Source organism: Vibrio sp. 10N.286.49.E11 (assembly GCF_041469505.1).
GTDB lineage: Bacteria > Pseudomonadota > Gammaproteobacteria > Enterobacterales > Vibrionaceae > Vibrio > Vibrio crassostreae_C.
Window position 1 is genome coordinate 22,550 of record NZ_JBFRKQ010000099.1, and the last position, 24,641, is coordinate 47,190.

At 44.6% G+C, this 24,641-nt stretch carries 22 protein-coding genes; 8 read left to right on the forward strand and 14 right to left on the reverse strand.

All coding sequences use genetic code 11. The features are described 5' to 3' along the window. Nucleotides 1-62: 62 nt before the first annotated feature. Nucleotides 63-332: a hypothetical protein gene (locus tag AB4167_RS20510; protein WP_010439986.1), complete on the reverse strand. Its 270-nt coding sequence runs from the start codon at nt 330-332 to the stop codon at nt 63-65. 204 nt (nt 333-536) lie between these two features. Between AB4167_RS20510 and mnmA the strand changes: the two genes are divergently transcribed. From mnmA to purB, 3 genes are all read left to right on the forward strand, one after another. Then, the gene (gene mnmA / locus AB4167_RS20515; RefSeq protein WP_017060260.1) at nt 537-1,673 is read left to right on the forward strand and encodes a tRNA 2-thiouridine(34) synthase MnmA; all 1,137 of its coding nucleotides are present in this window, start codon (nt 537-539) and stop codon (nt 1,671-1,673) included. 43 nt (nt 1,674-1,716) lie between these two features. Continuing rightward, nucleotides 1,717-2,334 carry a high frequency lysogenization protein HflD gene (hflD, locus tag AB4167_RS20520; protein ID WP_372136956.1) on the forward strand — a complete coding sequence of 206 codons (618 nt, stop codon included), beginning with the start codon at nt 1,717-1,719 and terminating at the stop codon, nt 2,332-2,334. 143 nt (nt 2,335-2,477) lie between these two features. Further along, complete coding sequence (purB, locus tag AB4167_RS20525; protein WP_017065316.1) at nt 2,478-3,848, forward strand: adenylosuccinate lyase; 1,371 nt, start codon at nt 2,478-2,480, stop codon at nt 3,846-3,848. 293 nt (nt 3,849-4,141) lie between these two features. On the opposite strand, the gene htpX is transcribed toward purB, so the two are convergent. Beyond that, nucleotides 4,142-5,005, reverse strand: a complete 864-nt coding sequence (gene htpX / locus AB4167_RS20530; RefSeq protein ID WP_372090168.1) for a protease HtpX — start codon at nt 5,003-5,005, stop codon at nt 4,142-4,144. Nucleotides 5,006-5,302: 297 nt separating this feature from the next. Here htpX and AB4167_RS20535 point away from each other — a divergent pair, with 297 nt between their 5' ends. After that, entirely contained in the window at nt 5,303-5,470 is a 168-nt protein-coding gene (locus AB4167_RS20535) for a hypothetical protein (protein WP_017060256.1), read from the forward strand. Between the two features lie 114 nt (nt 5,471-5,584). Here AB4167_RS20535 and bioD read toward each other — a convergent pair whose 3' ends face one another. Genes bioD through bioB form a run of 4 tightly spaced genes read right to left on the reverse strand, consistent with a single transcriptional unit; the run spans nt 5,585 to nt 9,319 of the window. Continuing rightward, nucleotides 5,585-6,268 (reverse strand): dethiobiotin synthase, encoded by a 684-nt coding sequence (gene bioD, locus AB4167_RS20540; protein WP_029405464.1) that lies wholly within the window; start codon nt 6,266-6,268, stop codon nt 5,585-5,587. Beyond that, entirely contained in the window at nt 6,265-7,068 is an 804-nt protein-coding gene (gene bioC / locus AB4167_RS20545) for a malonyl-ACP O-methyltransferase BioC (RefSeq protein ID WP_017072119.1), read from the reverse strand. Before bioC ends, bioD begins: the two co-directional genes overlap by 4 nt. After that, on the reverse strand, nt 7,069-8,280 hold the full coding sequence (gene bioF / locus AB4167_RS20550; RefSeq protein WP_372136957.1) for an 8-amino-7-oxononanoate synthase: 1,212 nt from the start codon (nt 8,278-8,280) through the stop codon (nt 7,069-7,071). Continuing rightward, the gene (bioB, locus tag AB4167_RS20555; protein ID WP_048609384.1) at nt 8,267-9,319 is read right to left on the reverse strand and encodes a biotin synthase BioB; all 1,053 of its coding nucleotides are present in this window, start codon (nt 9,317-9,319) and stop codon (nt 8,267-8,269) included. The genes bioF and bioB overlap by 14 nt, the downstream gene beginning before the upstream one ends. A 160-nt stretch (nt 9,320-9,479) precedes the next feature. Here bioB and bioA point away from each other — a divergent pair, with 160 nt between their 5' ends. Then, entirely contained in the window at nt 9,480-10,757 is a 1,278-nt protein-coding gene (bioA, locus tag AB4167_RS20560; RefSeq protein WP_372136958.1) for an adenosylmethionine--8-amino-7-oxononanoate transaminase, read from the forward strand. A gap of 124 nt (nt 10,758-10,881) precedes the next feature. On the opposite strand, the gene AB4167_RS20565 is transcribed toward bioA, so the two are convergent. The 6 genes from AB4167_RS20565 to lrp all read right to left on the reverse strand — a co-directional run bounded on the left by AB4167_RS20565 (nt 10,882) and on the right by lrp (nt 18,764). After that, nucleotides 10,882-11,148 (reverse strand): DksA/TraR family C4-type zinc finger protein, encoded by a 267-nt coding sequence (locus AB4167_RS20565; RefSeq protein WP_372136959.1) that lies wholly within the window; start codon nt 11,146-11,148, stop codon nt 10,882-10,884. A gap of 221 nt (nt 11,149-11,369) precedes the next feature. After that, nucleotides 11,370-12,677 carry a serine--tRNA ligase gene (gene serS, locus AB4167_RS20570; RefSeq protein ID WP_017060250.1) on the reverse strand — a complete coding sequence of 436 codons (1,308 nt, stop codon included), beginning with the start codon at nt 12,675-12,677 and terminating at the stop codon, nt 11,370-11,372. Nucleotides 12,678-12,819: 142 nt separating this feature from the next. Beyond that, nucleotides 12,820-14,175, reverse strand: a complete 1,356-nt coding sequence (locus tag AB4167_RS20575; RefSeq protein WP_017060249.1) for a replication-associated recombination protein A — start codon at nt 14,173-14,175, stop codon at nt 12,820-12,822. A 64-nt stretch (nt 14,176-14,239) separates the two neighbouring features. Continuing rightward, nucleotides 14,240-14,836 carry an outer membrane lipoprotein chaperone LolA gene (lolA, locus tag AB4167_RS20580; RefSeq protein ID WP_372136960.1) on the reverse strand — a complete coding sequence of 199 codons (597 nt, stop codon included), beginning with the start codon at nt 14,834-14,836 and terminating at the stop codon, nt 14,240-14,242. A gap of 75 nt (nt 14,837-14,911) precedes the next feature. Then, a complete protein-coding gene (locus AB4167_RS20585; RefSeq protein ID WP_372136961.1) occupies nt 14,912-18,106 on the reverse strand; it encodes a DNA translocase FtsK 4TM domain-containing protein in 3,195 nt (1,064 codons plus the stop codon). Between the two features lie 163 nt (nt 18,107-18,269). Beyond that, complete coding sequence (gene lrp / locus AB4167_RS20590; RefSeq protein WP_004734558.1) at nt 18,270-18,764, reverse strand: leucine-responsive transcriptional regulator Lrp; 495 nt, start codon at nt 18,762-18,764, stop codon at nt 18,270-18,272. Nucleotides 18,765-18,920: 156 nt separating this feature from the next. Between lrp and ald the strand changes: the two genes are divergently transcribed. Then, nucleotides 18,921-20,045, forward strand: a complete 1,125-nt coding sequence (gene ald, locus AB4167_RS20595; RefSeq protein ID WP_017060246.1) for an alanine dehydrogenase — start codon at nt 18,921-18,923, stop codon at nt 20,043-20,045. Nucleotides 20,046-20,200: 155 nt separating this feature from the next. Here ald and AB4167_RS20600 read toward each other — a convergent pair whose 3' ends face one another. Together AB4167_RS20600 and cysB are read right to left on the reverse strand one after the other, a co-directional pair. After that, a complete protein-coding gene (locus tag AB4167_RS20600; protein WP_102393838.1) occupies nt 20,201-21,403 on the reverse strand; it encodes a methyltransferase in 1,203 nt (400 codons plus the stop codon). Nucleotides 21,404-21,617: 214 nt separating this feature from the next. Continuing rightward, the gene (gene cysB / locus AB4167_RS20605; RefSeq protein WP_136983019.1) at nt 21,618-22,592 is read right to left on the reverse strand and encodes an HTH-type transcriptional regulator CysB; all 975 of its coding nucleotides are present in this window, start codon (nt 22,590-22,592) and stop codon (nt 21,618-21,620) included. Nucleotides 22,593-22,915: 323 nt separating this feature from the next. Here cysB and AB4167_RS20610 point away from each other — a divergent pair, with 323 nt between their 5' ends. Both AB4167_RS20610 and miaE read left to right on the forward strand, forming a co-directional pair. Next, on the forward strand, nt 22,916-23,680 hold the full coding sequence (locus AB4167_RS20610; RefSeq protein WP_017060243.1) for a hypothetical protein: 765 nt from the start codon (nt 22,916-22,918) through the stop codon (nt 23,678-23,680). 143 nt (nt 23,681-23,823) lie between these two features. Further along, the gene (gene miaE, locus AB4167_RS20615) at nt 23,824-24,579 is read left to right on the forward strand and encodes a tRNA isopentenyl-2-thiomethyl-A-37 hydroxylase MiaE (protein ID WP_017060242.1); all 756 of its coding nucleotides are present in this window, start codon (nt 23,824-23,826) and stop codon (nt 24,577-24,579) included. Nucleotides 24,580-24,641 lie beyond the last annotated feature (62 nt).

A 24,641-nucleotide genomic window follows, 5' to 3' on the forward strand; every position in this document is an offset into this window, starting at 1 on the left:
ACCGCGCTATATTTAACGCGGCAATCTTTCAAACTATAGCAAACGTTTGCTGAAGGTTTTTTTTATTCGCCTTCCATAAAGCTTAAATCAGGCAGCATGCCCAAATGCTCCGCGTAACGTTTTTGATTAAACTCCGCGCCGTTTTTCATAACGTCAAATACTTCAATTGCCAGTGCACATGCCATAGCCGCAATTGCTTCTTCACGTGGAGTGCCTGTCATCATTAAACGCATCAACGTCTCTTTCACTTTCACTGGTTCGCCATCTTCAAGCTGGTTCTCGATGATCTCAATCAGCTCTTCTTCTTGCATAAATTCATTTTGTTCAGACATTTTTTTATCTCAGGTCTTGGATTTCGAGCGACTATGCCACATATACTTCTGACATCCTAGCGACTCACCTCGCTCTCATGCGATTCTCTAACAAAGTCAGCGCACTATTTGTGCAAATGAAACTGTGATTCCGGTCTCGGATCTGTCACGGCGTTTCTCTTTCTGTTAGAATCTGCGACCAAGTAATAGTAACGGTGTTTAGACATGTCAGATATCAGCTCTGGAAACAGCGAAAAGAAAGTAATTGTCGGTATGTCCGGCGGTGTAGATTCGTCAGTATCGGCGTATCTTCTTCAGCAACAAGGCTATCAGGTAGAAGGCCTTTTCATGAAAAACTGGGAAGAAGACGATAACGAAGAATACTGCACGGCAGCTGAAGATCTTGCTGATGCTCAAGCGGTATGTGACAAACTAGGTATCCACCTTCACACTATCAACTTTGCTGCAGAATACTGGGACAACGTATTCGAATACTTCCTTGAAGAGTACAAAGCAGGTCGTACACCTAACCCAGATATTCTTTGTAACAAAGAAATCAAATTTAAAGCATTCTTAGAGTTTGCGGATGAAGTGCTAGACGCAGACTACATTGCGATGGGTCACTACGTTCGTCGTACTTTCCCAACTCAAGAAGAGCTTGATGCTGGCGTAAAACCAGAAATGCTACGCGGTCTAGACAGCAACAAAGACCAAAGTTATTTCCTATACACGCTAAGCTCAGATCAAGTGGCACGCAGCCTATTCCCTGTCGGTGAATTAGAGAAGCCAGAAGTGCGACGTATTGCTGAAGAGCAAGACTTGATCACAGCTAAGAAGAAAGATTCAACAGGCATCTGCTTTATCGGTGAGCGCAAGTTCACTGAGTTCCTAGGCAAATACCTACCAGCACAACCGGGTAACATCGAAACACCTGAAGGCCAAGTGATTGGTCAACACCAAGGTTTGATGTACCACACGCTAGGTCAGCGTAAAGGCCTTCATATTGGCGGCACTAAAGGTGGTGGCGGTAACGAAGAACCATGGTTTGTTGGTGAAAAAGATCTCAAGCGTAATGTTTTGATCGCAGTACAAGGTAAAGACCACCCTCTTTTGAAATCAGAAGGTTTGATCGCATCTCAACTTCATTGGGTAAATCGCACACCAATTACTGAAGTTATGACATGCACGGTAAAAACACGTTACCGTCAAACAGATATTCCTTGTACAATCATCCCAATTGATGATGAGAACATTAAGGTTATTTTTGATGAGCCACAAATCGCAGTGACCCCAGGTCAATCTGCAGTGTTCTACCAAGGCGAAGTATGTCTTGGTGGTGGTATCATCGAAAAGCGCATCTAATCAATCAAACGACAAACGATAGAAGACAACTAGGAGTTACTACGTGGCTAATACACTTTATGACCGTACTATTGCTTTCGCCGGAATTTGCCAAGCTGTGGCTTTGGTTCAACAAGTAGCGAAAGACGGCCATTGTGATAAAGATGCCTTTGAAGCTTCACTCAGTGCCATTTTAAATACCAACCCATCGAATACCGTGGGCGTATTTGGACGTGAAGCGAACCTAAAGCTTGGCCTTGAGTGCTTAGTAAAAGGTATCGATAGTACTCCAGCAGGTAGCGATATCACGCGTTACATCATCAGCTTGATGGCGCTTGAGCGTAAGCTGTCTTCTCGCAACGACTCTATGTCTCAGCTTGGTGAGCGCATTCAAACTGCAGAGCGCCAAACTGAACACTTTGATCTGTTTGACGAGCAAATGATCAGCAACCTTGCAAGTATCTACCTTGATGTCGTCAGCCCTATCGGCCCTCGCATTCAGGTTTCTGGTACTCCGTCTGTACTTCAGCAGACATCGAGCCAACATAAGGTTCGCGCACTGCTTCTATCAGGGATTCGAAGCGCTGTGTTATGGCGTCAAGTTGGCGGTAAACGTCGCCACCTTATCTTCGGTCGTAAGAAGATGATCGAGCAGGCTCAAATCCTACTAGCTCGAATGTAGTTTATTAGCTCGCGCCTCGTCGCGAGCTTGTTTTTTGTATCAATACAACTCTCACGCAAACGATTGCGCAATGTGCGTGACAATTGAGATTGTTACTGGTATAAACCTCTCAAAATTTAGAAAACTCAATTCAGGAGAACACCATGGAACTGTCAGCATTGACTGCTGTTTCACCAGTAGACGGCCGTTACGGAAGTAAGACTATTGCATTACGCAGCATCTTTAGTGAGTTTGGACTACTAAAGTACCGCTCTATCGTTGAAATTCGTTGGTTACAAAAGCTTGCAGCAACTGATGCAATCAAAGAAGTACCAGCGTTCAGTGCAGAAGCTAACCAGTTTCTTGATGAACTAGCCGCTAACTTCAGCGAAGAAGATGCTCTACGTATCAAAGAGATCGAGCGCACGACTAACCACGACGTTAAAGCGGTTGAGTACTTCTTGAAAGAGAAAGTTGCTGGCGTTCCTGAACTTCACGCTGTAAACGAATTTATTCACTTTGCATGTACTTCTGAAGACATCAACAACACCTCTCACGCGCTTATGCTTAAAGAAGCTCGTGACACAGTGATTCTTCCAGAAATCCGTAACGTAATTGATGCTATCAAAGCACTTGCGAACGAGTACCGTGATATTCCATTACTGTCTCGTACACACGGTCAGCCAGCTTCTCCTTCTACTATGGGTAAAGAGATGGCTAACGTTGCGTACCGTATGGAACGTCAATACAAGCAAATCGAAAACGTTGAGATCCTAGCGAAAATCAACGGTGCTGTAGGTAACTACAACGCACACCTTTCTGCATACCCAGAAGTTGAATGGCACCAGTTTAGCGAAGAGTTCATCACTGAATCTCTTGGCGTAACTTGGAACCCGTACACAACTCAAATCGAACCTCACGATTACATCGCTGAGCTATTCGATGCAATTGCTCGTTTCAACACTATCCTTCTAGACTTCGACCGTGACGTTTGGGGCTACATCGCTCTTGGTCACTTCAAGCAGAAGACTATTGCTGGCGAAATCGGTTCTTCGACAATGCCGCATAAAGTTAACCCAATTGACTTCGAAAACTCTGAAGGCAACCTTGGTCTAGCGAACGCAGTATTCAGCCACCTTGCACAAAAACTTCCAGTTTCTCGCTGGCAGCGTGACCTTACTGACTCTACGGTTCTTCGTAACCTAGGTGTGGGTGTTGGCTACGCAATCATTGCATACACTTCGACTCTGAAAGGTATTAGCAAGCTTGAAGTTAACCGCGCTGCGCTACTTGCTGAACTAGACAAGAACTGGGAAGTATTGGCTGAACCAGTACAAACAGTAATGCGTCGTTACGGCATCGAAAAACCATACGAGAAGCTAAAAGAGCTAACTCGTGGTAAACGTGTAGATGGCGAAGGCATGCGTGCATTCATCGATGGTCTTGAGATTCCTGCAGACGAGAAAGTTCGTCTGAAAGAGATGACTCCAGCAAACTACATCGGTCAAGCAATCGAGCTAACTGACAAGCTGTAATATTCGAATTTCGAATCGCAGAATAGACTAAGGCTTCCCATGTGGAAGCCTTTTTATTGCGTGGAACTAAATCTATCGCCACAAGAATCGTCAACATAAGAACACCAAGCCTTCTCCAATTGATCGACTCGTCTCCTACTGATTCAATTTAATCACCTAGCGACAACTGCACCTCATATCTCATACTTCATGTCTCAACACTTGTTATCTTAAACGCCAAGATCAAAAAAGACCTCCCGAAGGAAGCCTTTCAAATGTATCTTGTCGATTAGCGACTGAAGAATAGGTAGCGATTACATGTTACGTAGAGAAGCAATACGCTTGTCTAGCGGCGGGTGGCTCATTAGAAGCTCAGTTAGAGACTTCTTACCGTTGATACCAAACGCCATCATAGAACCTTCTAGTTGTGGCTCATGGCTCACCTTTAGACGCTCTAGCGCTGCAATCATCTTCTCTTTACCAACCAAGTGCGCAGCACCTGCATCAGCATGGAACTCACGGTGGCGGCTGTACCACATGGTAATGAAGCTCGCTAGGAAACCAAATACCAGTTCCAGCACCATAGACACACCGAAGTACACCATCATGTTGCTGCCACCCTCTTCTTCGTTGTCATTCGACGCAACAATGTTGGCGATGAAACGAGATAGGAAGATAACGAACGTGTTCACTACACCTTGCATTAACGTCATGGTCACCATATCACCGTTCGCGATGTGGCTCACTTCATGCGCTAATACTGCTTCAGCTTCATCACGCGTCATGTTGTGCAGCAGGCCTGTTGATACTGCTACCAATGAATCGTCACGCTTAGCACCTGTCGCGAATGCGTTGATGTCTGGCGAGTCGTAGATCGCCACTGTTGGCATACCAATACCAACTTGTTGAGATTGACGGCTTACCGTCTCCATCAACCAATGTTCTGTTTCGTTACGTGGGCTTTCAATGACCATGCCGCCTACCGAGCGTAGCGCCATTTTCTTCGACATCATTAATGAAATGAATGAGCCGCCAAAACCAAATACCGCAGCCATCACCAATAAACCTGAGAGGCTACCGGGTTGCATACCTGTAACTGCGTATACAACATTAAGAACAACACTTAGTACCAATACAACCGCTAGGTTAGTTGCAAGGAACAACATTACTCGCTTCATTACTTATCTCCGCATGAAAGCTGTTTTTATAAAACTTATTGTTATAGACAAGGCAGACAGCAATAGATTCCAACCTTGAAGACTTATACTTACTTATACTTACTTATACTTACTTATACATATAGTCTTAGATTAAGAAAACAAGGTTAAGCATTAAATTGCAACATTTGATTACGAGACCATATCCGAATTAAATCCACTCTATTAGACCTAAGTCGTATGGTGTCGATATAACAATCCGTTTACAGTGACTTCAGATGATTTATTGGCTAGTCCATGTACAAAAAGGAAAGGATCATGGTTGAAGGTACTAACACTCAAATGGCTATCGATTTACTGTGCTGTCACCTAGGGATTACTGAAGAAGAAGCGAAAAAGCAGGTTGGAATCCTAACACCGCAAACGGCACAGACAAAAATCACAGAAACTCAGCAAGCTTTAATGGGACTGACTAAAGAACATTAGTTCTAAGCTTGTTTATTAAAAGACCGGTTGTTTATCAACTCAAGGTCTAAAGGCTTAAAATAGCAAAAGGGCTGCAATCGCAGCCCTTTTCTTATTTAGTACATAACGTGGTAATTAAAGCGCAAGCAAAGGCTGCACATCAATGTACTTACCAATGTTTTTAGACTTCGCTTTTGGGACGTAAGGGATTTCACCTAACTTAGGTGCACCTAACTTATCTTCAAGCATCGCAATAATATCTGCGTAGTGCTCAGTACCTGGATTGATACGGTTTGCGACCCAACCTACTAGGTTTAGGCCATCAGCACGAATCGCTTCTGCCGTTAATAGAGCGTGGCTCAAACAACCAAGTTTAATACCCACAGTCAGTACCACTGGCAGTTGCTCTTTTTTAACCCAGCTAGAAAGATATTCATCGTCTGAAACCGGGACTCGCCAACCACCAGCACCTTCAACTAACACGATGTCAGAGTTTTGCTTATGCTCTTCCAGCTTCGCTGATAATACCGCCTCATCAATCACCACGCCGTCATGCTTTGCAGCGATGTGAGGCGATGACGGTAGCAATAGTGCATACGGGTTTACGTCTTCGTAAGCAATATCTTGCGTCGCCGCTTCTTGAAGATGCAGTGCATCACTATTACGTAATCCTTCAGGGGATTTTTCACTCCCTGCAGCAACTGGCTTGTAACCAATTGTTGATAAATCTTGTGCGGCCAAAGCTTGAAGAATCGCTTTTGAAACCACAGTTTTTCCCACTTCGGTATCCGTACCTGCAATGAATAATGCATCAATCATAATTGAATAACCCCTAAACAAACTTGATATGTTGCTGGTAAGAAACCTTGATGGTTCTTAAACTCTCGATATTCCCGATCAACAAGCTGCAACATGCGACGACTTGTTAAACCTTGTGAGCGACCACTTACGTGATTAGCGCCGATACCTTTAAGGTCGCGCATCAGTTCAAACGCAGTGTCGTACCAAACGGTGATGGTGGGCAAGTCTAGTTGATGAACGGTACAGCTAGATTGCGCTAACGCAATTTTTACCTGATTGATTGTAATAAAATGGTTAACGTGTTGATGTGCATCAATTTTGGACCACGACTTTTTCAGTTCAAACAGTGACCCATCAAGCAAAGTTGAGAAAATAACACGCCCACCAGCCGCTGTAACACGCTTCATCTCTCTCAAAGGCGACGACAAATCGTCACACCATTGCAACGCAAGGCTAGAGAAAACGATGTCAAAACACCCATCTTCAAACGGCAATTGTTCGGCATCGGCTTGTTGATATAAAGATACAGATGCACCACACCGCTTCTCTGCTGTTGCTAGCATTCCAACAGAAAGATCAGCGCAAACCACTTCGGCGCCTCGTTTTACAAGTTGCTCGGAGAAATAGCCAGTACCACAACCTAGATCCAGCACCTTAAAGCCTGACAGATCGCTGGGTAATTTATCCAGTAATCGGTGGCCAACATCGCGTTGAAATTCAGCGTGTTTGTCATAGGTTGTTGCCGCTTTACCAAAGGCTTCGGCAATCGCACTCTTATCTTGGCCAACGTAATTATGCACTACTGCTTCTTGTGACATTTACTGAGCCTCTTTATTTGATTCAAAGCTTGGATGGATACCCGGTTCAGTGCTTAAGTCGATGTTTCGTTCAATGGCTTGATGCAACGACCTGGCTAACTGGAGAATCTGTTTTGGGCTATGGTTAGCTGTTAACGTGATTCGTAATCGAGCAGTTCCAGCAGGTATGGTTGGCGGCCTTATTGCGGTCACCCAAACTTGGTTTTGCTTTAACTCTTCAGCTATTGATAATGCCGCTTGTGCTTCACCTATCACAAATGGCTTAATCGGAGTCTGAGTATCCACAAAGCCTTTCAAGCCGCTCACCTGCTCTGCATAGAGAGCCCCTAGCTCGGTTAGCTTCTCGCGACGCCACTCTTGCGTTTGAATCATCTGACACGCATGAGACAAAGCCACAGCCTGTGAAGGTGGCATTGCCGTCGAATACACATGATGACGAGCAAATTGAGTTAAGTAGTCACCCACTTCTGATGAACACAAAATCGCAGCACCAGATAGGCCAAATGCTTTACCAAAGGTCACGACCAAGATATCAGGCGTTATTTGCGAAGCGTTGCAGCTCCCTGCCCCTTTATCACCCAATACACCAATACCGTGGGCATCATCAACTGTTAGCCAACTGTCGTATTGATTGGTCAGGTTAGATATTTGATTAAGGGGTGCCTGGTCGCCATCCATGCTGAACACGCCTTCCGTCACAACCAAGGATTGCGGAGAACGGCTTAATAACGACTCTAGATGTTGCGTGTCGTTATGCTTAAAACGTTTCATTGTGGCAGGAGAAAGCATCCCCGCTTCCATCAAAGAGGCGTGGTTAAGTTTGTCTTGCAATAGTGAATCGTCTTTCTCGAGCAGAGAAAACAACAAGGCTTGATTAGCACTGAAACCAGAGCTAAAGAGAATGGCACGTTCAAAGCCAAGCCACTCACACAGCTGAGCCTCTAAGTTTCGATGAGCAGGACTAAAGCCTGTAACCAACGGTGATGCCGCACTTCCAGCACCATATTGTGAAAGACCCGTTTGCCATGCATCGACCAATTCAGGATCGTTCGCCAGGCCTAAATAATCATTACTCGAAAAATTGATGAAACTAGAACCTTCGCTATTCAGCAAAGGTCCATTGCTGTTTTCGAGCACCTTGAGTTGACGAGTCAACCCTTGCTCATGGCGATGAACAAGGGCTTCTTTAATGCGAGCTTTAAACAGTGGCATCGTAGAACATGTCGTCTTTCGTTGGACGAGCTGCAACGCGCTCCACCACTTGATCTAACAGTTCGTTTTCTTGAATTTCATCTGGCTTTTGAGCCACTTCTTGGCTGTTGATACCCAGCTTCTTAAACAGCTGCATATCCGTGTCTTCATCTGGGTTCGGCGTAGTCAGTAGCTTACAACCGTAGAAGATAGAGTTCGCACCCGCCATGAAACACATCGCTTGCATCTGTTCATTCATGTTCTCACGGCCTGCAGATAAGCGAACCGCAGACATAGGCATCATAATACGTGCAATTGCAATCAGCTTGATGAAGTCGAAAGACTCAACATCATCGACGTTTTCCATCGGTGTGCCTTTCACTTTTACAAGCATGTTGATTGGCACACTTTCTGGGTGTACTGGAAGGTTCGCCAGCTCTACAAGAAGGCCTGCTCGGTCATTGGTGCTTTCGCCCATACCGATGATGCCACCAGAACAGATCTTCATTCCGGCATCACGCACGTGAGATAACGTATCTAAACGATCTTGGTAAGTACGAGTGGTAATAATGCTGCCGTAGAATTCTGGAGACGTATCAAGGTTATGGTTGTAGTAGTCCAAACCTGCGTCGGCTAGCTCACCTGCTTGATCCGGCGTTAACATGCCCAGTGTCATACAGGTTTCTAACCCCATACCTTTCACACCTTTGATCATGTCAGTTAGGTGAGGCATATCGCGTTCTTTCGGGTTTTTCCATGCCGCGCCCATACAGAAGCGAGTTGAGCCCGCATTCTTGGCTTTTTGCGCCGCATCCAAAACACGCTCAACTTCCATTAAGCGTTCTTTGTCGACATCCGTTCGGTAGTGAGCACTTTGAGGGCAGTACTTACAATCTTCAGGGCAAGCACCTGTCTTTATCGATAAAAGCGTACTCACCTGCACGTGGTTGTGCTCTTGGTACTGTCTATGAACGACTTGAGCTTCAAACATTAAATCCATAAACGGTTTTTCAAGCAGCGCTGTTACTTCAGCAACTGTCCAGTCATGACGAACTTCCACGTGTCGATCCTTTTTTATTTTTTTGATGTTACAACTCTGTGTCTAGAGTTTGCATTTATGCTTGGCTAGTCTACCGACAAGCTTTAGACTGTCAACACATTGATAATATCAAAAGTTTACATCTGATTATTTTTTAATCACCTTAAGAATGGAAGTTACTATGGATCTCGCCTTTGATCGCCAGCATATCTGGCATCCCTACACATCAACGTTAACACCTCTGACCTGCTACCCAGTCACCAATGCAGACGGTGTTTACTTAGAATTAGAAGGCGGACAACGAATTATTGATGGTATGTCGTCTTGGTGGTCAACCATTCACGGCTACAATCACCCAGAGCTCAATGCCGCTGCTCATAGCCAAATAGATAAGGTTTCACACGTTATGTTTGGTGGTATCACCCACCAGCCTGCCATCGATTTATGTAAGAAGCTTCTCAACCTAGCACCAAGTAATCTTGAACATGTATTCTTGGCCGATTCAGGCTCAGTTGCCGTAGAAGTTAGCCTAAAAATGGCACTGCAATATTGGCACGCTAAAGGACAACCTCGTTCAAAGTTCCTCACACTAAGAGATGGCTACCACGGTGATACCTTTGCGGCGATGTCAGTGACCGACCCTGACAACTCGATGCACAGCCTCTACAAAGGCTTTTTACCGGAACATATTTTCGCTGATTCACCAAAAACAGGCTTTTGGGATGAGTGGAACTCAAGTGACATCGATAGTTTTAAAGAAAAGCTGGCAGCACACCATCAAGAAGTCGCAGCGGTGATCTTAGAGCCAATCGTTCAAGGGGCTGGTGGCATGCGCATCTACCACCCTGAGTTCCTAAAACAAGTTCGCTTACTGTGTGATGAATTCAACGTATTGCTGATCTTGGATGAGATTGCGACCGGGTTTGGCCGTACAGGGAAACTATTCGCTTGTGAGCATGCCGATGTTCAACCGGACATCTTATGCGTAGGCAAGGCTTTAACTGGTGGTTATATGACATTGTCAGCGACGCTGGCGAGTAAGGAAGTTGCTGACACGGTATGTGGCGGTGAAGCGGGCTGCTTTATGCACGGGCCAACATTCATGGGTAACCCATTAGCTTGCGCAGTCGGTGCGGCAAGTTTATCCATCATCGAGCAAGGTCATTGGAAAAATCAAACTCAACAGATCGAACAGCTTTTCTCTGAGTTGCTACCACCATTGCGAGAGCATGATCTTGTCAAAGACGTTCGCTGGTTGGGCGCGATTGGCGTCGTTGAAACCCACACACCTGTCGATATGGAAACCATCCAAGCTCACTTTGTAGAGCAAGGCGTTTGGATCCGTCCGTTTGGTAAGCTAATTTATATGATGCCTCCGTTTATTATCAAACCACAACATATTGAGCAATTGGTCGCTGCTATCGACACTGCATTACAAAATACTCATTGCTTTAAATAAGGCGTTTATTGCTCTAAACAAGAGCGACGATTATTTCTATATATCTTCATTAATAAATCATTTAATTAAACTAAAAGGCCTTACATAAAAGTAAGGCCTTAACTGCTTGAAGGTAACCGTCAGTTTAACGTAATTGGCTATCTTTACTTGCTCGACGGTTAAACAATGAATGTCGATGTGCGTCATGCTCTAATATTGACTGACATTCTATACACAAACGAACGCCTTTGATCGCGCGTCGTCTTTGTTCCGGAATCTCATCACCACACTCATCACAATAACGCAAACCCTCACCACCTCGAAGGTTTTCTCTTACACGAGAGATCTCATCATCAATGGTATTTTGTATTTGCTGGCTGACACTATCGTCACCAGCCCATCCTACGGCCATAAGCCCTCCTCAGTATTTGAACGAGAAAATCTATACCTACCGCGGTAAGAGCATATTATAGCCACATTTAAGGATTGTAATAATTATCAAAATCAATAAAACACTATTACACATAGGTAACAAAAATTATTTATTTCTCGCCACTACACTATTCTATAGGCAATAAAAAACCCAGCCTGTTGGCTGGGTTTTATAAGTAACCTAATGCTTAATCAATCTAATTAACCGATGTGCGTTACGCCGCCCATGTATGGTTGAAGTACTTCTGGGATAGCAATACGGCCATCTGCTTCTTGGTTGTTCTCAAGGATAGCAACCATAGTACGACCAACAGCAAGACCAGAACCGTTTAGTGTGTGTACAAGTTCAGGTTTTTTCTCGCCTTTACGACGGAAACGAGCTTGCATACGACGCGCTTGGAAATCCCACATGTTTGAACAAGAAGAAATCTCACGGTAAGTCTCTTGTGCTGGAACCCATACTTCTAAGTCGTAAGTTTTCGCAGAACCGAAGCCCATGTCACCTGTACATAGAATCACTTTACGGTAAGGAAGCTCTAGAAGTTGAAGTACTTTCTCAGCGTGGCCAGTTAGCTCTTCAAGCGCTGCCATTGAGTCTTCTGGCTTAGTGATTTGTACTAATTCAACTTTATCGAATTGGTGCATACGGATAAGACCACGAGTGTCACGACCGTAAGAACCCGCTTCAGAACGGAAACACGGCGTGTGAGCTGTCATCTTAAGTGGCAGTTCAGCTTCATCAGTGATCGTGTCACGAACCATGTTCGTTACCGGTACTTCCGCAGTAGGGATAAGCGATAGAGTCTTAAGAGGTACGTCACTTACTTGCTCAGTTAGCGGGCTTGTGTGGAACAAGTCTTCGCCGAACTTAGGAAGTTGACCAGTACCGTAAAGGCTATCGTGGTTCACTAGATACGGTACGTACATTTCTGTGTAGCCGTGCTCATCAGTGTGAAGGTCCAGCATGAACTGAGCAATAGCACGGTGTAGACGTGCAAATTTGCCTTTCATCACGATGAAACGAGAACCCGAGATTTTAACTGCGCTAGCAAAATCAAGACCGCCAGACATTTCGCCAAGATCGACGTGATCTTTCACTTCAAAGTCGTAAGTCTTAGGTTGACCCCAACGAGAAACTTCTACGTTATCGTCTTCATCTTTACCATCTGGCACTTCTGCATCAGGTAGGTTAGGAATAGACATTGTGATCGTTTCTAGCTCAGATTGAAGATCAGCCAATGCTACTTTAGCTTGGTCTAATTCTGCGCCTAAGTTGCCTACTTCTGCAAGGATACGCTCAGCTTCTTCATGGTCGCCTTTTGCTTTCGCTTGACCAATGGACTTCGATCGAGAGTTGCGTAACGCTTGTAGCTCTTCAGTTTTCATCTGAAGGGACTTACGTTTTTCTTCAAGTTCACGAATTGTCTCTACATCAAGGGTGAAGCCTCGACGTGCTAATTTTGCCGCTGTTTCATCCAGCTCAGCTCGAAGTAATTTAGAATCCAGCATTGCTAATCCTATGCTTTAGTTATTTGAATATTCAGTAGTTTGCTACTGAATCACTGCTAAACCCCTAAAATTGGTGCTATTTCGACCAATTTATAACGATTTAATTGAAATTTTATGACTAGGTAACGATATCCAAAAAAGACTACTTTTCATAGCGTTTTTGTGGGCTTTTTGCGTCCAAATCCGCCAGATAATCTAGCTTCTCGCCAATTTTGGTCTCTAAGCCTCGTTTTGTTGGGAAATAGTATTGCTTCTCTCCCATTTCAGGAGGCAGATACTTTTCACCAGCGGCGTAGGCTCCTGGTTCATCATGAGCATAACGGTATTCTTGCCCGTAGCCCATGTCCTTCATCAAAGTTGTCGGTGCATTTCGCAAATGATGCGGCACTTCATATTCAGGAAGATTGTGAGCATCTGTTAACGCTTGCTTCCACGCGGTGTAAACGGCGTTACTCTTTGGTGCACATGCGAGATAAACAACCGCCTGCGCAATCGCACGCTCCCCTTCCGCAGGGCCAATGCGCGTGAAGCAATCCCAAGCCGACATCGCTACCTGCATGGCGCGAGGATCAGCGTTACCGATATCTTCAGAAGCAATCGCCAGCAAGCGTCTAACGATATACAAAGGATCACAACCCGCAGCAATCATTCGTGCTGACCAGTACAAGGCCGCATCAGGGTTTGAGCCACGAATTGACTTATGAACCGCGGAGATTAGGTCGTACCAAATATCACCCTTGTTATCGAAACGAGCGACTTTCTCACCAGCCACTTCAGCCAACAACTGCAAGGTTATCGCTTTCTCGCCTTTATCGTTGTCTTCTGCCATGTCATACAGCAGTTCAAGGTAGTTAAGCGACATACGCGCGTCGCCGTTAACCAGTTCTGCAAGGCGATCTAAAACATTATCAGCAAAATCAACAGGCACATCACCTAACCCACGTTGCTTATCTTCAATCGCTTGGCGAATGACAAGAGAAATATCATCTGTGTTCAGGGACGTCAGTTTGTAGACACGCGCACGTGACAACAAAGCGTTGTTCAGTTCAAAAGATGGGTTTTCTGTCGTCGCACCAATAAAGGTCACGGTGCCATCTTCGATATGAGGCAGAAAAGCATCTTGCTGACTTTTGTTAAAGCGATGGACTTCGTCCACAAACAGGATGGTTCTGCGCCCTGCTTGCTTGTTCTCGCGCGCTTTTTCAATTGCAATACGAATGTCTTTTACGCCCGAGGTTACCGCCGATACGCGTTCCACTTCAGCATTCGCATAGTTTGCTGCAACTTCGGCTAACGTCGTTTTACCGGTGCCCGGAGGCCCCCACAAAATCATCGAGTGGATATGGCCCGCTTCCAACGCTCTGCGAAGTGGTTTACCTGGGCCTAATATATGCTGCTGACCGATGTACTGTTCGACAGTTTCCGGTCTCATACGAGCAGCAAGGGGACGAAAATCTTCGTCCCCCGCAAAATCTAAGCTGTAATTACTCAATTGCAATCTCTTGATTCGTTGATGGCATTAATGCCTATCGACGTACTACCAAACGATCTGCTTGTTTAGATCAGTTTCTTTGGTCGTCGACCTCGACACCTTCCGGTGCCACAAAAGTAAAGCGGTCTGCTGCAGGTTTACCCAAATCAACATTGCTAAAGGTAAACTCACCTTTTTGACCGTCTTGTTCAATCACATTAAAGCCCTGAACAATGCCCTTTTCGGTGATATTAATCTGGAAGTCACCCTGATTCGAGTCGACTGCCGTTGGTGTTAGTGTAAATTGATTACCCGACTGCGCTACGTTGTAGTTATCCCAATCGTTTTCTTGGTTACGTGTCAGCAGCACAAAAGGTGTCTGTGATGTCGCTTGCTCTTGCCAATAAATGCTCACTTGCTCAATGAACGGGCTGTAGTACCACAAGCTTTGGCCATCAGATACCAACAAGTTTTCATCAGGGAACGTGGTCTCCCAGCGGAACAGGCTTGGGCGTGCAATCTCTACCGTGCCCTCACCTTCCATAACAACATCACCATCAGGGCTGGTCACGACTTGTTTAAAGTCAGCGCTGAAGCCTGCGTTTAATGCCAAGCGGCTACTCAACTCTTCTTTCGGAGAAGCAAACACTGAGAAGCTCATAAATAAAAGTGCGAATACTTTTTTCATCAATAATCCTGTTAGAACATAAGTCGGTCATATTTTCGATTTGACCGACTGAATAGTTATGAGTTCCTACCGGAACTAATCTTTTGGTGGCGCTGGTGCTAAGACTTCTCGGTTACCGTTATGACCTGGAGCACTTACGATACCTTGAGCTTCAAGTTGCTCGACAATACGTGCAGCACGGTTGTAGCCAATCTTGAATCGACGCTGTACACCTGAAACTGAGCCACGACGTGAATGAACAACGTGTTCTACCACCTGATCAAACAGAGGATCGACCTCTTCATCACCTTCCATCTTCTCACCCGGAAGCAAGGTTTCTGGAGTTTGTTCGCCGTTGGTGATTTCATCAATATAGTTTGGCTTACCACGCGCTTTCCAGTTATTCACGACTGCGTGTACATCGTCATCAGATGCAAAGGCACCGTGAACACGAGTTGTATGGCTAGAACCAGGAGGCAAGTAAAGCATATCACCCATGCCCAATAGTGATTCCGCACCACCTTGGTCAAGGATAGTTCGTGAATCCGTTTTAGTTGATACCGTAAAGGCCACACGGGTTGGAATGTTCGCTTTAATAAGACCAGTAATAACATCCACTGATGGACGTTGCGTCGCTAGGATCAAGTGAACACCCGCCGCACGTGCTTTTTGTGCCAAACGTGCAATCAGTTCTTCAACCTTCTTACCAACCACCATGATTAGGTCGGCAAATTCATCAACGATAACCACAATGTAAGGCAGTTTCTCAAGCAATGGCGCTTCTGGGTCCATGCCGTCGCCCGGCTTCCACAGTGGATCGTGAATTGGGTGACCCGCTTCCGCTGCCATCTTAAGCTTATCGTTGTAACCTTTAATGTTACGAACGCCTAATGCTGACATCAGCTTATAACGTCGTTCCATCTCGCCAACACACCAACGAAGGGCGTTCGACGCATCTTTCATGTCGGTTACCACTTCAGACAATAGATGAGGAATACCCTCATAAACCGATAGCTCAAGCATTTTCGGGTCGATCATGATGAAGCGAACATCTTCCGGTGATGCTTTGTAAAGCATACTCAGAATCATTACGTTCACACCTACCGACTTACCAGAACCGGTTGTACCTGCAACCAGAACGTGAGGCATTTTCGATAGATCAGCAATAACGGCTTCACCAGCGATGTCTTGTCCTAGAACCACTGTCGTTGGCGATTTCGCTTCTTGGAACTGAGGGCTAGCAACCACGTCTGAGAAGAATACCGTTTGGCGACTCATATTCGGCAGTTCTAAGCCAACATAAGGTTTACCCGGAATCACTTCTACGACACGTACTGCCAATGCAGAGAGCGAACGCGCTAAGTCCATAGAAAGGCCAGAAATACGGCTTACTTTCACACCTGGAGCCAGATCAAGTTCGAATCGAGTGATTACTGGACCTGGGAAAATGTCGACAACGTCTGCTTTGATCTTGTAGTCCGCTAGCTTAGATTCAACAAGACGAGCAATTGCCTCTAGCGCATCACGGTCAATAAAGGTTTCACGCTTTTCAGGGTGGAATAACAATTCAAGCGTGGGTAATGGCTCAGCAGGCTTAGGTAAATTAACATCTTGTTGAACCAAGAACGGATTCTGCGCCGCTGCCATATTCGCTTGGGCTTCAGAAACAATGCTTTGGAATGCGGCGAGATCTTGATCTTGATCTTGATCTTGATCTTGATCTTGATGCGCAGGTTCTTCTTCCGTTACTTCTTCCCAAGGAAGATCAACAGTTGGCTCTAGGTTTTGTGCTGTTGGCTGTTCAGGTTCTGAATGTTCTTCTTGATAAGGGAAAGGTTCAAACTGTTCTTCGATTAATGCTGCGTCAGCTAATTCAGCTTCAGCCTGTTCTGATTCAAGCTCTGAGCCCTGTTGGTAGCTTTGCTCTTCCGTAACATCAAACGGTGAAGGTTGTGCAGAGAAATCGTCTTCCACGGTTGCTTCTGGCTCGCCCATAGGTGAAGCGTATAAAGATTCAGGTTGAACATCTTCAGAACCAAATTCGCCATTTACTTGTGGTGAGCTATCTAATTCTGGTTCAGCACTTCTAAGGTCAGCATGAGCAGGGCCAACTTCTGGTTGTTCGTTCTGCATGTATTGTTGGTAAGCAACCTGAGAATCATGCGCGTCAACCTGATCTTGTTCTGCTAGGTCATCTTCATACATGGCCGCATTTTCTAGCTGCTCTATCGTTGCATTCAACTGTTTAGAGCGCTCAATACCTTCTTCTAGCGGTTCTTCTGGCGCTTGGTAAACAGCTGCTGCAGGGATCGTTTGTTCTGACTCAATTACCGCTTGAGGCTGAACCTGAGGTTCTTCATGAACAGGAGCTTCTTGTTTCGCAGGAGCATCGACAGGCATATGAATATTGTAATGACGCTTCGGCGATGCAGCATTGTCTCGCGCATTTGTCGCCACGTCTGCCGACTCATTGGTCGCAGAAAAACTCATCGCAGGATCTAGCGGATCATGCTCTGTTGATTCTTTGTTGCCTTCTATAGCAGGAACATCGCGGTAAGTTGGCGCTTGATGCTGCTGATGACGTTCTTCGATTAAATCGCGGTCTGCTGATTCTCTTAATTGAGGCTCAAGCAGCTCTTGGTCTTGGCCACGAGCCTTATTAACAGTAGACGTGAAAAATTTGATGGCACATTCACCCAACCATTCCACAATGCTTAGCCAAGAGATACCGGTTAATAGAGTGAAACCAGCACCCCATAAGAAAAGAAGAACCAGCGTACTACCAAGAACATTCAACGTTGGAAGTGCAAGGCTTGTTAAAACGTCACCTACCACGCCACCGGATGAAAAGTACCAGATGTCGTCAAAGTTGATATCCGCTAAACCACAACTCGTAAGAATTAGGATAGTCAGGCCAAGTAAGCGAGTGCCCCACAGCATGAAGTCGATCTGCTCGTCTTCATTACGTTTGCGGAATAAAACCCACGCAGCAACCGTCACTAAGATAGGCAGAGGGTAAGCCAAAGAGCCAAATACGAAGAAAAGCGTATCCGCCAACCAAGCACCTAGGTAGCCACCCGCATTTTGAATGTCACCACCCCACGCCGTTTGCGACCATGATGGGTCTGCAGGACTAAAAGTTAATAACGCAACGGCAAGTAGAATAGAGAAGAGAACACCGAGAATCAGACTGCACTCTTTGAGACGTTGAGAACCACTCAAACGAGGAGACTGAGGCTCTTCACTCGTTTTAATGATTGTTTCTACTTTATTACTGCTCTGCTTGAACATAAACCAACTTAATAATTAAACGGGATAAAAACATCTCGAGCGGCCAAAGCCGCTCGTTTCAATGAAACTACTGTTGATTTAACCATATCAAACAGAAAAACCCAATTCCAGAAAGCAAGAAAGCGGAACAAATGTCCGCTTTCTTTCATTTCACCAATTGTGACTAACGAGTTTTAATCACAAGTTGATTGGTTTGTTTCACTTCTTCCATTACTACGTAAGTTCGAGTGTCGTTTACGCCCGGTAGACGAAGTAACGTATCACCCAGTAGCTTACGGTAAGCACCCATATCAGATACACGTGTTTTTAGAAGATAGTCAAAATCACCCGACACTAAATGACACTCTTGGATGTCATCCAGTTTCTGCACAGCGGTGTTGAATTGTTCGAACACATCTGGCGCACCACGGTTCAACGTAATTTCAACAAACACTAAAAGTGAAGCATCAAGGTACTGTGGGTTCAGCAACGCTGTGTACCCAGTAATGTAACCTTGACGTTCTAAACGACGAACACGTTCAAGACATGGAGTTGGAGAAAGTCCTACTCGTTTTGAGAGTTCAACGTTTGAGATACGACCGTCTTTTTGCAACTCATTAAGAATGTTGCGGTCAATACGATCTAGTTCCTTGGACGGCTTCTTATAATTGTCTGCCATTTTTTATTCCACCTTATTACTTCCTTGCAAAAAAATATACTACAACTTTTTAATATTCAGTATCAAATTTTATCTAAACCTATCTATACTAGATATTAATTCGACAGAATTACCCTACACATAGATAAAACAACCAAAATAAAATGAGGAGTCAGGATGATCATTGGCGTACCTAAGGAAATCAAGAACCACGAATACCGCGTTGGTATGACCCCAGCTAGCGTGAGAGAACTAATCTCACACGGCCACCAAGTTTTTGTAGAAACCAATGCCGGTACTGGTATCGGTTTTTCAGACGATGATTACATCGCTGTAGGCGCATCCATTCTTCCTACTGCTGCTGACGTTTTCGCGAAAGCAGAGATGATTGTAAAGGTTAAAGAACCTCAAGCTGTCGAGCGAGCTATGCTTCGCGAAGGGCAAATATTATTTACCTATTTACACCTTGCACCAGATTTTCCACAAACTGAAGAGCTTATCAAGAGCAAAGCTGTCTGCGTAGCCTATGAGACTGTAACAGATAATATGGGTCGCTTGCCACTATTAGCACCAATGTCTGAAGTAGCTGGTCGTATGTCTATTCAAGCAGGTGCACAAACATTAGAGAAATCTAACGGTGGTTGTGGTCTTCTTCTTGGTGGCGTTCCAGGTGTTGAACCAGCAAAAGTTGTTGTTGTTGGTGGCGGTGTTGTAGGTGCTAACGCAGCACGTATGGCTGTAGGCCTTCGCGCCGATGTTACAATTCTTGACCGTAACGTAGATACACTGCGTCGACTTGATGAAGAATTCCAAGGTCGCGCAAAAGTGGTTTATTCTACTGAAGACGCCATTGAGAAGCATGTTCTAGAAGCAGACCTAGTAATTGGTGCAGTACTAATTCCTGGCGCAGCAGCTCCAAAATTGGTTACAAAAGAGCACATCGCTAAGATGAAGCCAGGTTCAGCAGTTGTTGATGTTGCAATCGACCAAGGCGGTTGTTTCGAGACTTCTCACGCAACCACTCACGCAGACCCAACTTACATTGTTGATGACGTAGTTCACTACTGTGTTGCAAACATGCCTGGCGCTGTTGCTCGTACTTCAACTTACGCACTAAACAATGCAACACTTCCTTACATTGTTAAGCTAGCGAACAAAGGCTACCGCGAAGCACTTCTATCTGATGAAGGCTTCCTAGAAGGTCTAAACGTTATTCACGGTAAAGTAACTTGTAAAGAAGTTGCAGAAAGCTTTGACCTTGAATACGTAGACCCAGCAGAAGCAATCGCAATGTTTAACTAATGATGTAATGACTAACTGAACGCAATAATCTTCTCGTTGAAGCGTTCAGTTAACTCATACACATTAAACAAAAAGCCAGTACGACATTATGTCGCGCTGGCTTTTTTGCATTAATGGATTTAGTTCGTAAAAACACGTAACAGTACAGTTTACCACTAGCGCTCGATTTTAACCCCATGAATCAATAGATTTCTTGGCGTAATACTGCGTTCACAGAACTCTTCAATCGTAGCTTCATAACCTTGCTCTTGCAGATAGATAGCGCGATCTAAAGCCAGCCATATCTCTAATGGTCGTCTAAAGACTTGTTGAACCAAACTCAGCTTTTCCATTTCCCAGAAAAGCGCTTCGCCTTGAATCAAATAAGAGTCAAAATCAATATCTGAGCCCAGCGATAGCTCTTTCACTTCAGATGCCCAACGGCAGAAAGATTCAAAACCCTCAGCTAACTCTGATTTTTTGATGCTCGGTACAGGAATGTATTCGTCAATGTTAAGTTCAGCCTTAAGCAACTGGCTGAAGCCTAGACGATAGCTCATCTCTAGTTGACGATGTCTTTTTACTCTTTCACCACCAGTAACGGTTTCTTGAAGCGGGATTCTCAAGTCGCTCTTACTTAACGTTAATGCTGAGCTTTTCGCGATAGAAGACATCGCTTGATAGTTTTCGTCTCGAATAAGATGATAACAACAAGGAGAAATAGTGACCGCTGGTAGCCCATGTGACACTGACTTTTTAACTAGCTCAACATGAAGATCACCACAAGCATGAAGGGCCACGGCATGTTGGTACGAATTAAACACGTCATCGGCCTTGTCTGAAAACGCATCTCCTTGAACAAAATCCATCGCTAACTTCTGGTCATCCGCAATCTTTTGTCCGCTTTCGCATAACGATTGCTGCCATTCAAAGCTAGTGACTTTTTGATCCGATTGCTGAGATAGGATTCGACCAAGAAAGCCTTTACCAGAACACCACTCGAGCCACTCTTTGCCATGGTGATGGCATAATGCAGCCTCGCCCATTGCGACAATTTGATGTAGCTTTCGGCCAGGAATACCATCAGCAGTACCACGTGGGAGGTCTAAACCAACCAAAGCAGTGTTATCGAACTGGATGTTTTGGGTAGCAGTTTCTAATTCAGGTAGGAAACGAGTCAGTTCCTCAATCAAAAGCTGAGGCTGCTCTTTTAAGGTTTGAATGCTTTCATTATCTAAGCTTTCTAACCAATCAACGAGTGGACGATTGACCTCTTTCCACGGCTGCTGTTGAGTTTGGCATAGGTGAAAAGGCTCTGAACGCCAATAAATTTGGTGCTCTAACAAAAATGAGTCGAGTATTTTAAATCGTGAATGCATGCTTCCCCCTATGATGGGTGGATTGTAGGGGGTAGAGGCCGAAATAGAAAGGCACTATATGAGATGCGGCGCAAAGAGAGTCAGTGTAAAGAAAAGTTATCGAGATGCGAACGTTTGAGGATGACACATAATTAAAACAAAAACCGGCCTGATAACAGACCGATTTAAAATTTAGAAATGCTTCCGAGCTTCTAGTCTTGTAATGTTCTAATCACTATCTCACCGGCAGATCGATATCCTTAAACATCTCTTCGATCTCATCATTCGATTTTAAAGAGATAGCTTGTTCAACCACAGGGCGAGTTAAGTGCGGTGCAAAACGCTCCATGAAATCAAACATGTAAGAACGCAAGAAGGTGCCTTTTCTAAAACCAATGCTGGTTGTGCTCGCACCAAATAGATGGCTCGCATCAATCGCAACCAAATCAGTATCTTGCTCGTGGTCAATAGCCATACTTGCAATTACACCAACACCAATGCCCATACGAACGTAGGTTTTGATTACGTCTGCATCAGTTGCTGTAAACACAACGCGAGGTGTTAAACCGACTTTATTGAAAGCGGTATCTAACTCAGAACGCCCCGTAAAACCAAATACGTAAGTCACTAGAGAGTAGGCCGCAAGATCTTCTATCGTAATATTTCGCTTTTGTGCCAGAGGATGGTCTTTAGTCACGACGATTGAACGATTCCAGTGATAACACGGCAGCATAATCGCATCTTGATAGAGGTGAAGGGCCTCCGTTGCGATAGCAAAATTCGCCGTCCCCTTAGCGACAGCTTCTGACATTTGGCTAGGCGTGCCTTGGTGCATGTGAAGTGACACTTTTGGATAGCGCGCGGTAAAGCCCTTGATCACATCAGGGAGTGCATAGCGAGCTTGAGTATGCGTAGTCGAAATGTTCAATGTGCCCATCTCAGGATGAGTATGCTCACCCGCTACTGCTTTAATACTCTCAACACGAGCCAAGATCTCTTGTGAGATGCGAATGATATCCTGACCCGCTTGGGTAACCTGCGTTAGATGCTTGCCGCTACGCTCAAAAATCTGAATGCCTAGTTCGTCTTCAAGTAATCTAACTTGCTTACTAATGCCAGGCTGAGATGTGTACAAACTCTCTGCTGTAGCTGAAACATTTAGGTTATGGTTTACAACCTCAACAATGTACTTCAGTTGCTGTAACTTCATATCTAACCTCGTAATCCTTTACTCATTTCTGTGCTAACTTATTTGCAAAGAGAGCGTTATAGTCGCGTGTAATATAATTAATAGTTATAACGCTTCGAACACAAAAATGACAGGAAAATTGAGTTTTTCTAGCTTAACAAACAAAAACATCACTAACGCTTTGCAACCCAACCCTCATTCTCATACATTAGTTGGTAAGTTTTGATTGCCGATTTCGCTCAACAAGAGATAATCAGAAATTGCAATTTACGAGTGCCGATACACAATGGAATCGTGTATCCTCTCCAGTTAGCTATAGAAAAATAATAAGCAGACTCAAATATATGAATATTGGTTTAATAATCGTCTTAGTAGCCGTTCTTTTGGTGTTAGTTTTAGGCTACAACATCATGCTTCAATATAAAGTTAAGGTAGAAACAGCGAAGAAACAGGAAGCTTCTCGTTATCTAACCATTATTGACGGTACAGAAGAACTGATTGGCAACGCTCATCACATGCCGTTTAGCCAAGATCTTCTTGTATGCTTAAACAATCGAATTCTTGATGCATTAGAAAACATGTATCAACTCGATCCAAAAAATAAGCAGCTTGCCCAACGCATTGAAAGCGTAAAACAACAAATCACTCAGCTAAAAGAGAACTACAAAGGTGGCGAGAGTACCGCTTTCCGCGTACCAAGTAGTGACAAGCAAGCGATCATGATGCTTAAGTTAGTTAAACGCCTGCGTGATACGGTGCGCAACGAGCACAATAAAGGCCGTTTCGAGACTCAAGCTTATGTGGTTGAAAATGCTCGCCTAGAAACAATTCAAATCCGTATTAACATTGAAAATGTTATCAAACGTGCAAACGATTCGATTTCTCGCGGACAACCGGGAACAGCGATTCAGCTATTACGCAAAGGTATTGATGCTTTGGCGACTAAGAACGACTCGTACTCTAATCAAGCCAAAGAAAAGCTTCAACAGATGCTTAACGAGCTTGACCAGAAACGCCAAGACAAAAACGCTCAAGATTTGCAGCAGATGGAATCTAAAGAACGAGAAGACGATATGGATGCCCTCTTCGGTCAGAAGAAGAAATGGTAACAGTCTAACTCAACACTTAAAGGCCGCCTTATTTACATTAAATAGGCGGCCTTTTTTGTAGCTGTTGAATTTCCTTTCTCTGTATAGGGAGATCTCTTGAGCTGTGATAAAATCCCCGCATTATCAACAAACTTTCCCTGACCATGTATCAAGAATTACTCGCTCCAATCCACTCTTTTCTTAAAGCCGAAACGCCAGATTCATGGATAGATGAAGCCAAAAAGCCAGAAAATCTTCACATCATTCTACGCGATCACATGCTGTGTGAACTTAAGGCGGCACAGAGTGCTTTATTCCTTATTCGCAAGTACGCCGTCGATAAAGAAAGCGCGAAGCAACTGAATGAATGGATTTTGCCATACGAGCAATTTGCTTACCGTCGTATCGGAGACTTAGAGTCTCTGCGTGGTAAAAGCAACGTATCCAAGCAAATCACAGCGAAAGAAGGCTGTAATTACGGTGCTGACCTAATCGATAAGATGGTTTTACTGATCAAAGAAGAGCTGCATCACTTCTACCAAGTCATGGAGTTGATGGAGAAGAAAGGCGTGACTTACCAGCCAATCGAGGCGGGTCGTTACGCTAAGGGCTTGATCAAACAAGTTAAGACTTACGAGCCTGATGCTCTGGTTGATAAGCTTATCATCGGTGCGTTTATTGAAGCTCGCTCTTGTGAGCGCTTCGCTAAATTGGCTCCTTTCTTGGAAGAAGACATGGAGAAGTTTTACGTGTCTCTACTTCGTTCAGAAGCTCGCCACTACCAAGATTACCTTGAGCTAGCAGAACAGATCGCAGGGAAAGATATTTCAGAGCGTATTTCGCATTTTGCTCAAGTAGAAGCTGATCTTATCACTTCAGAAGACAGCGACTTCAAATTCCATAGTGGTGCTCCGGTTTAGGCTCCACACAGAACATTCAGCCCAGTTTAGACTAATCCAGACTAATCGAGTAGGAGGAGGCC

What these genes read in the sequence shown, in the direction of transcription:
- AB4167_RS20610 (WP_017060243.1), top strand. Translation starts at nt 22,916, where the DNA reads ATGAATATTGGTTTAATAATCGTCTTAGTAGCCGTTCTTTTGGTGTTA.
- mnmA (WP_017060260.1), top strand. Translation starts at nt 537, where the DNA reads ATGTCAGATATCAGCTCTGGAAACAGCGAAAAGAAAGTAATTGTCGGT.
- AB4167_RS20565 (WP_372136959.1), bottom strand. Translation starts at nt 11,148, where the DNA reads ATGGCCGTAGGATGGGCTGGTGACGATAGTGTCAGCCAGCAAATACAA.
- AB4167_RS20510 (WP_010439986.1), bottom strand. Translation starts at nt 332, where the DNA reads ATGTCTGAACAAAATGAATTTATGCAAGAAGAAGAGCTGATTGAGATC.
- ald (WP_017060246.1), top strand. Translation starts at nt 18,921, where the DNA reads ATGATCATTGGCGTACCTAAGGAAATCAAGAACCACGAATACCGCGTT.
- bioF (WP_372136957.1), bottom strand. Translation starts at nt 8,280, where the DNA reads ATGCCACTGTTTAAAGCTCGCATTAAAGAAGCCCTTGTTCATCGCCAT.
- AB4167_RS20535 (WP_017060256.1), top strand. Translation starts at nt 5,303, where the DNA reads ATGGTTGAAGGTACTAACACTCAAATGGCTATCGATTTACTGTGCTGT.
- purB (WP_017065316.1), top strand. Translation starts at nt 2,478, where the DNA reads ATGGAACTGTCAGCATTGACTGCTGTTTCACCAGTAGACGGCCGTTAC.
- AB4167_RS20600 (WP_102393838.1), bottom strand. Translation starts at nt 21,403, where the DNA reads ATGCATTCACGATTTAAAATACTCGACTCATTTTTGTTAGAGCACCAA.
- serS (WP_017060250.1), bottom strand. Translation starts at nt 12,677, where the DNA reads ATGCTGGATTCTAAATTACTTCGAGCTGAGCTGGATGAAACAGCGGCA.
- bioC (WP_017072119.1), bottom strand. Translation starts at nt 7,068, where the DNA reads ATGTCACAAGAAGCAGTAGTGCATAATTACGTTGGCCAAGATAAGAGT.
- bioA (WP_372136958.1), top strand. Translation starts at nt 9,480, where the DNA reads ATGGATCTCGCCTTTGATCGCCAGCATATCTGGCATCCCTACACATCA.
- miaE (WP_017060242.1), top strand. Translation starts at nt 23,824, where the DNA reads ATGTATCAAGAATTACTCGCTCCAATCCACTCTTTTCTTAAAGCCGAA.
- AB4167_RS20585 (WP_372136961.1), bottom strand. Translation starts at nt 18,106, where the DNA reads ATGTTCAAGCAGAGCAGTAATAAAGTAGAAACAATCATTAAAACGAGT.
- cysB (WP_136983019.1), bottom strand. Translation starts at nt 22,592, where the DNA reads ATGAAGTTACAGCAACTGAAGTACATTGTTGAGGTTGTAAACCATAAC.
- lolA (WP_372136960.1), bottom strand. Translation starts at nt 14,836, where the DNA reads ATGAAAAAAGTATTCGCACTTTTATTTATGAGCTTCTCAGTGTTTGCT.
- bioD (WP_029405464.1), bottom strand. Translation starts at nt 6,268, where the DNA reads ATGATTGATGCATTATTCATTGCAGGTACGGATACCGAAGTGGGAAAA.
- lrp (WP_004734558.1), bottom strand. Translation starts at nt 18,764, where the DNA reads ATGGCAGACAATTATAAGAAGCCGTCCAAGGAACTAGATCGTATTGAC.
- htpX (WP_372090168.1), bottom strand. Translation starts at nt 5,005, where the DNA reads ATGAAGCGAGTAATGTTGTTCCTTGCAACTAACCTAGCGGTTGTATTG.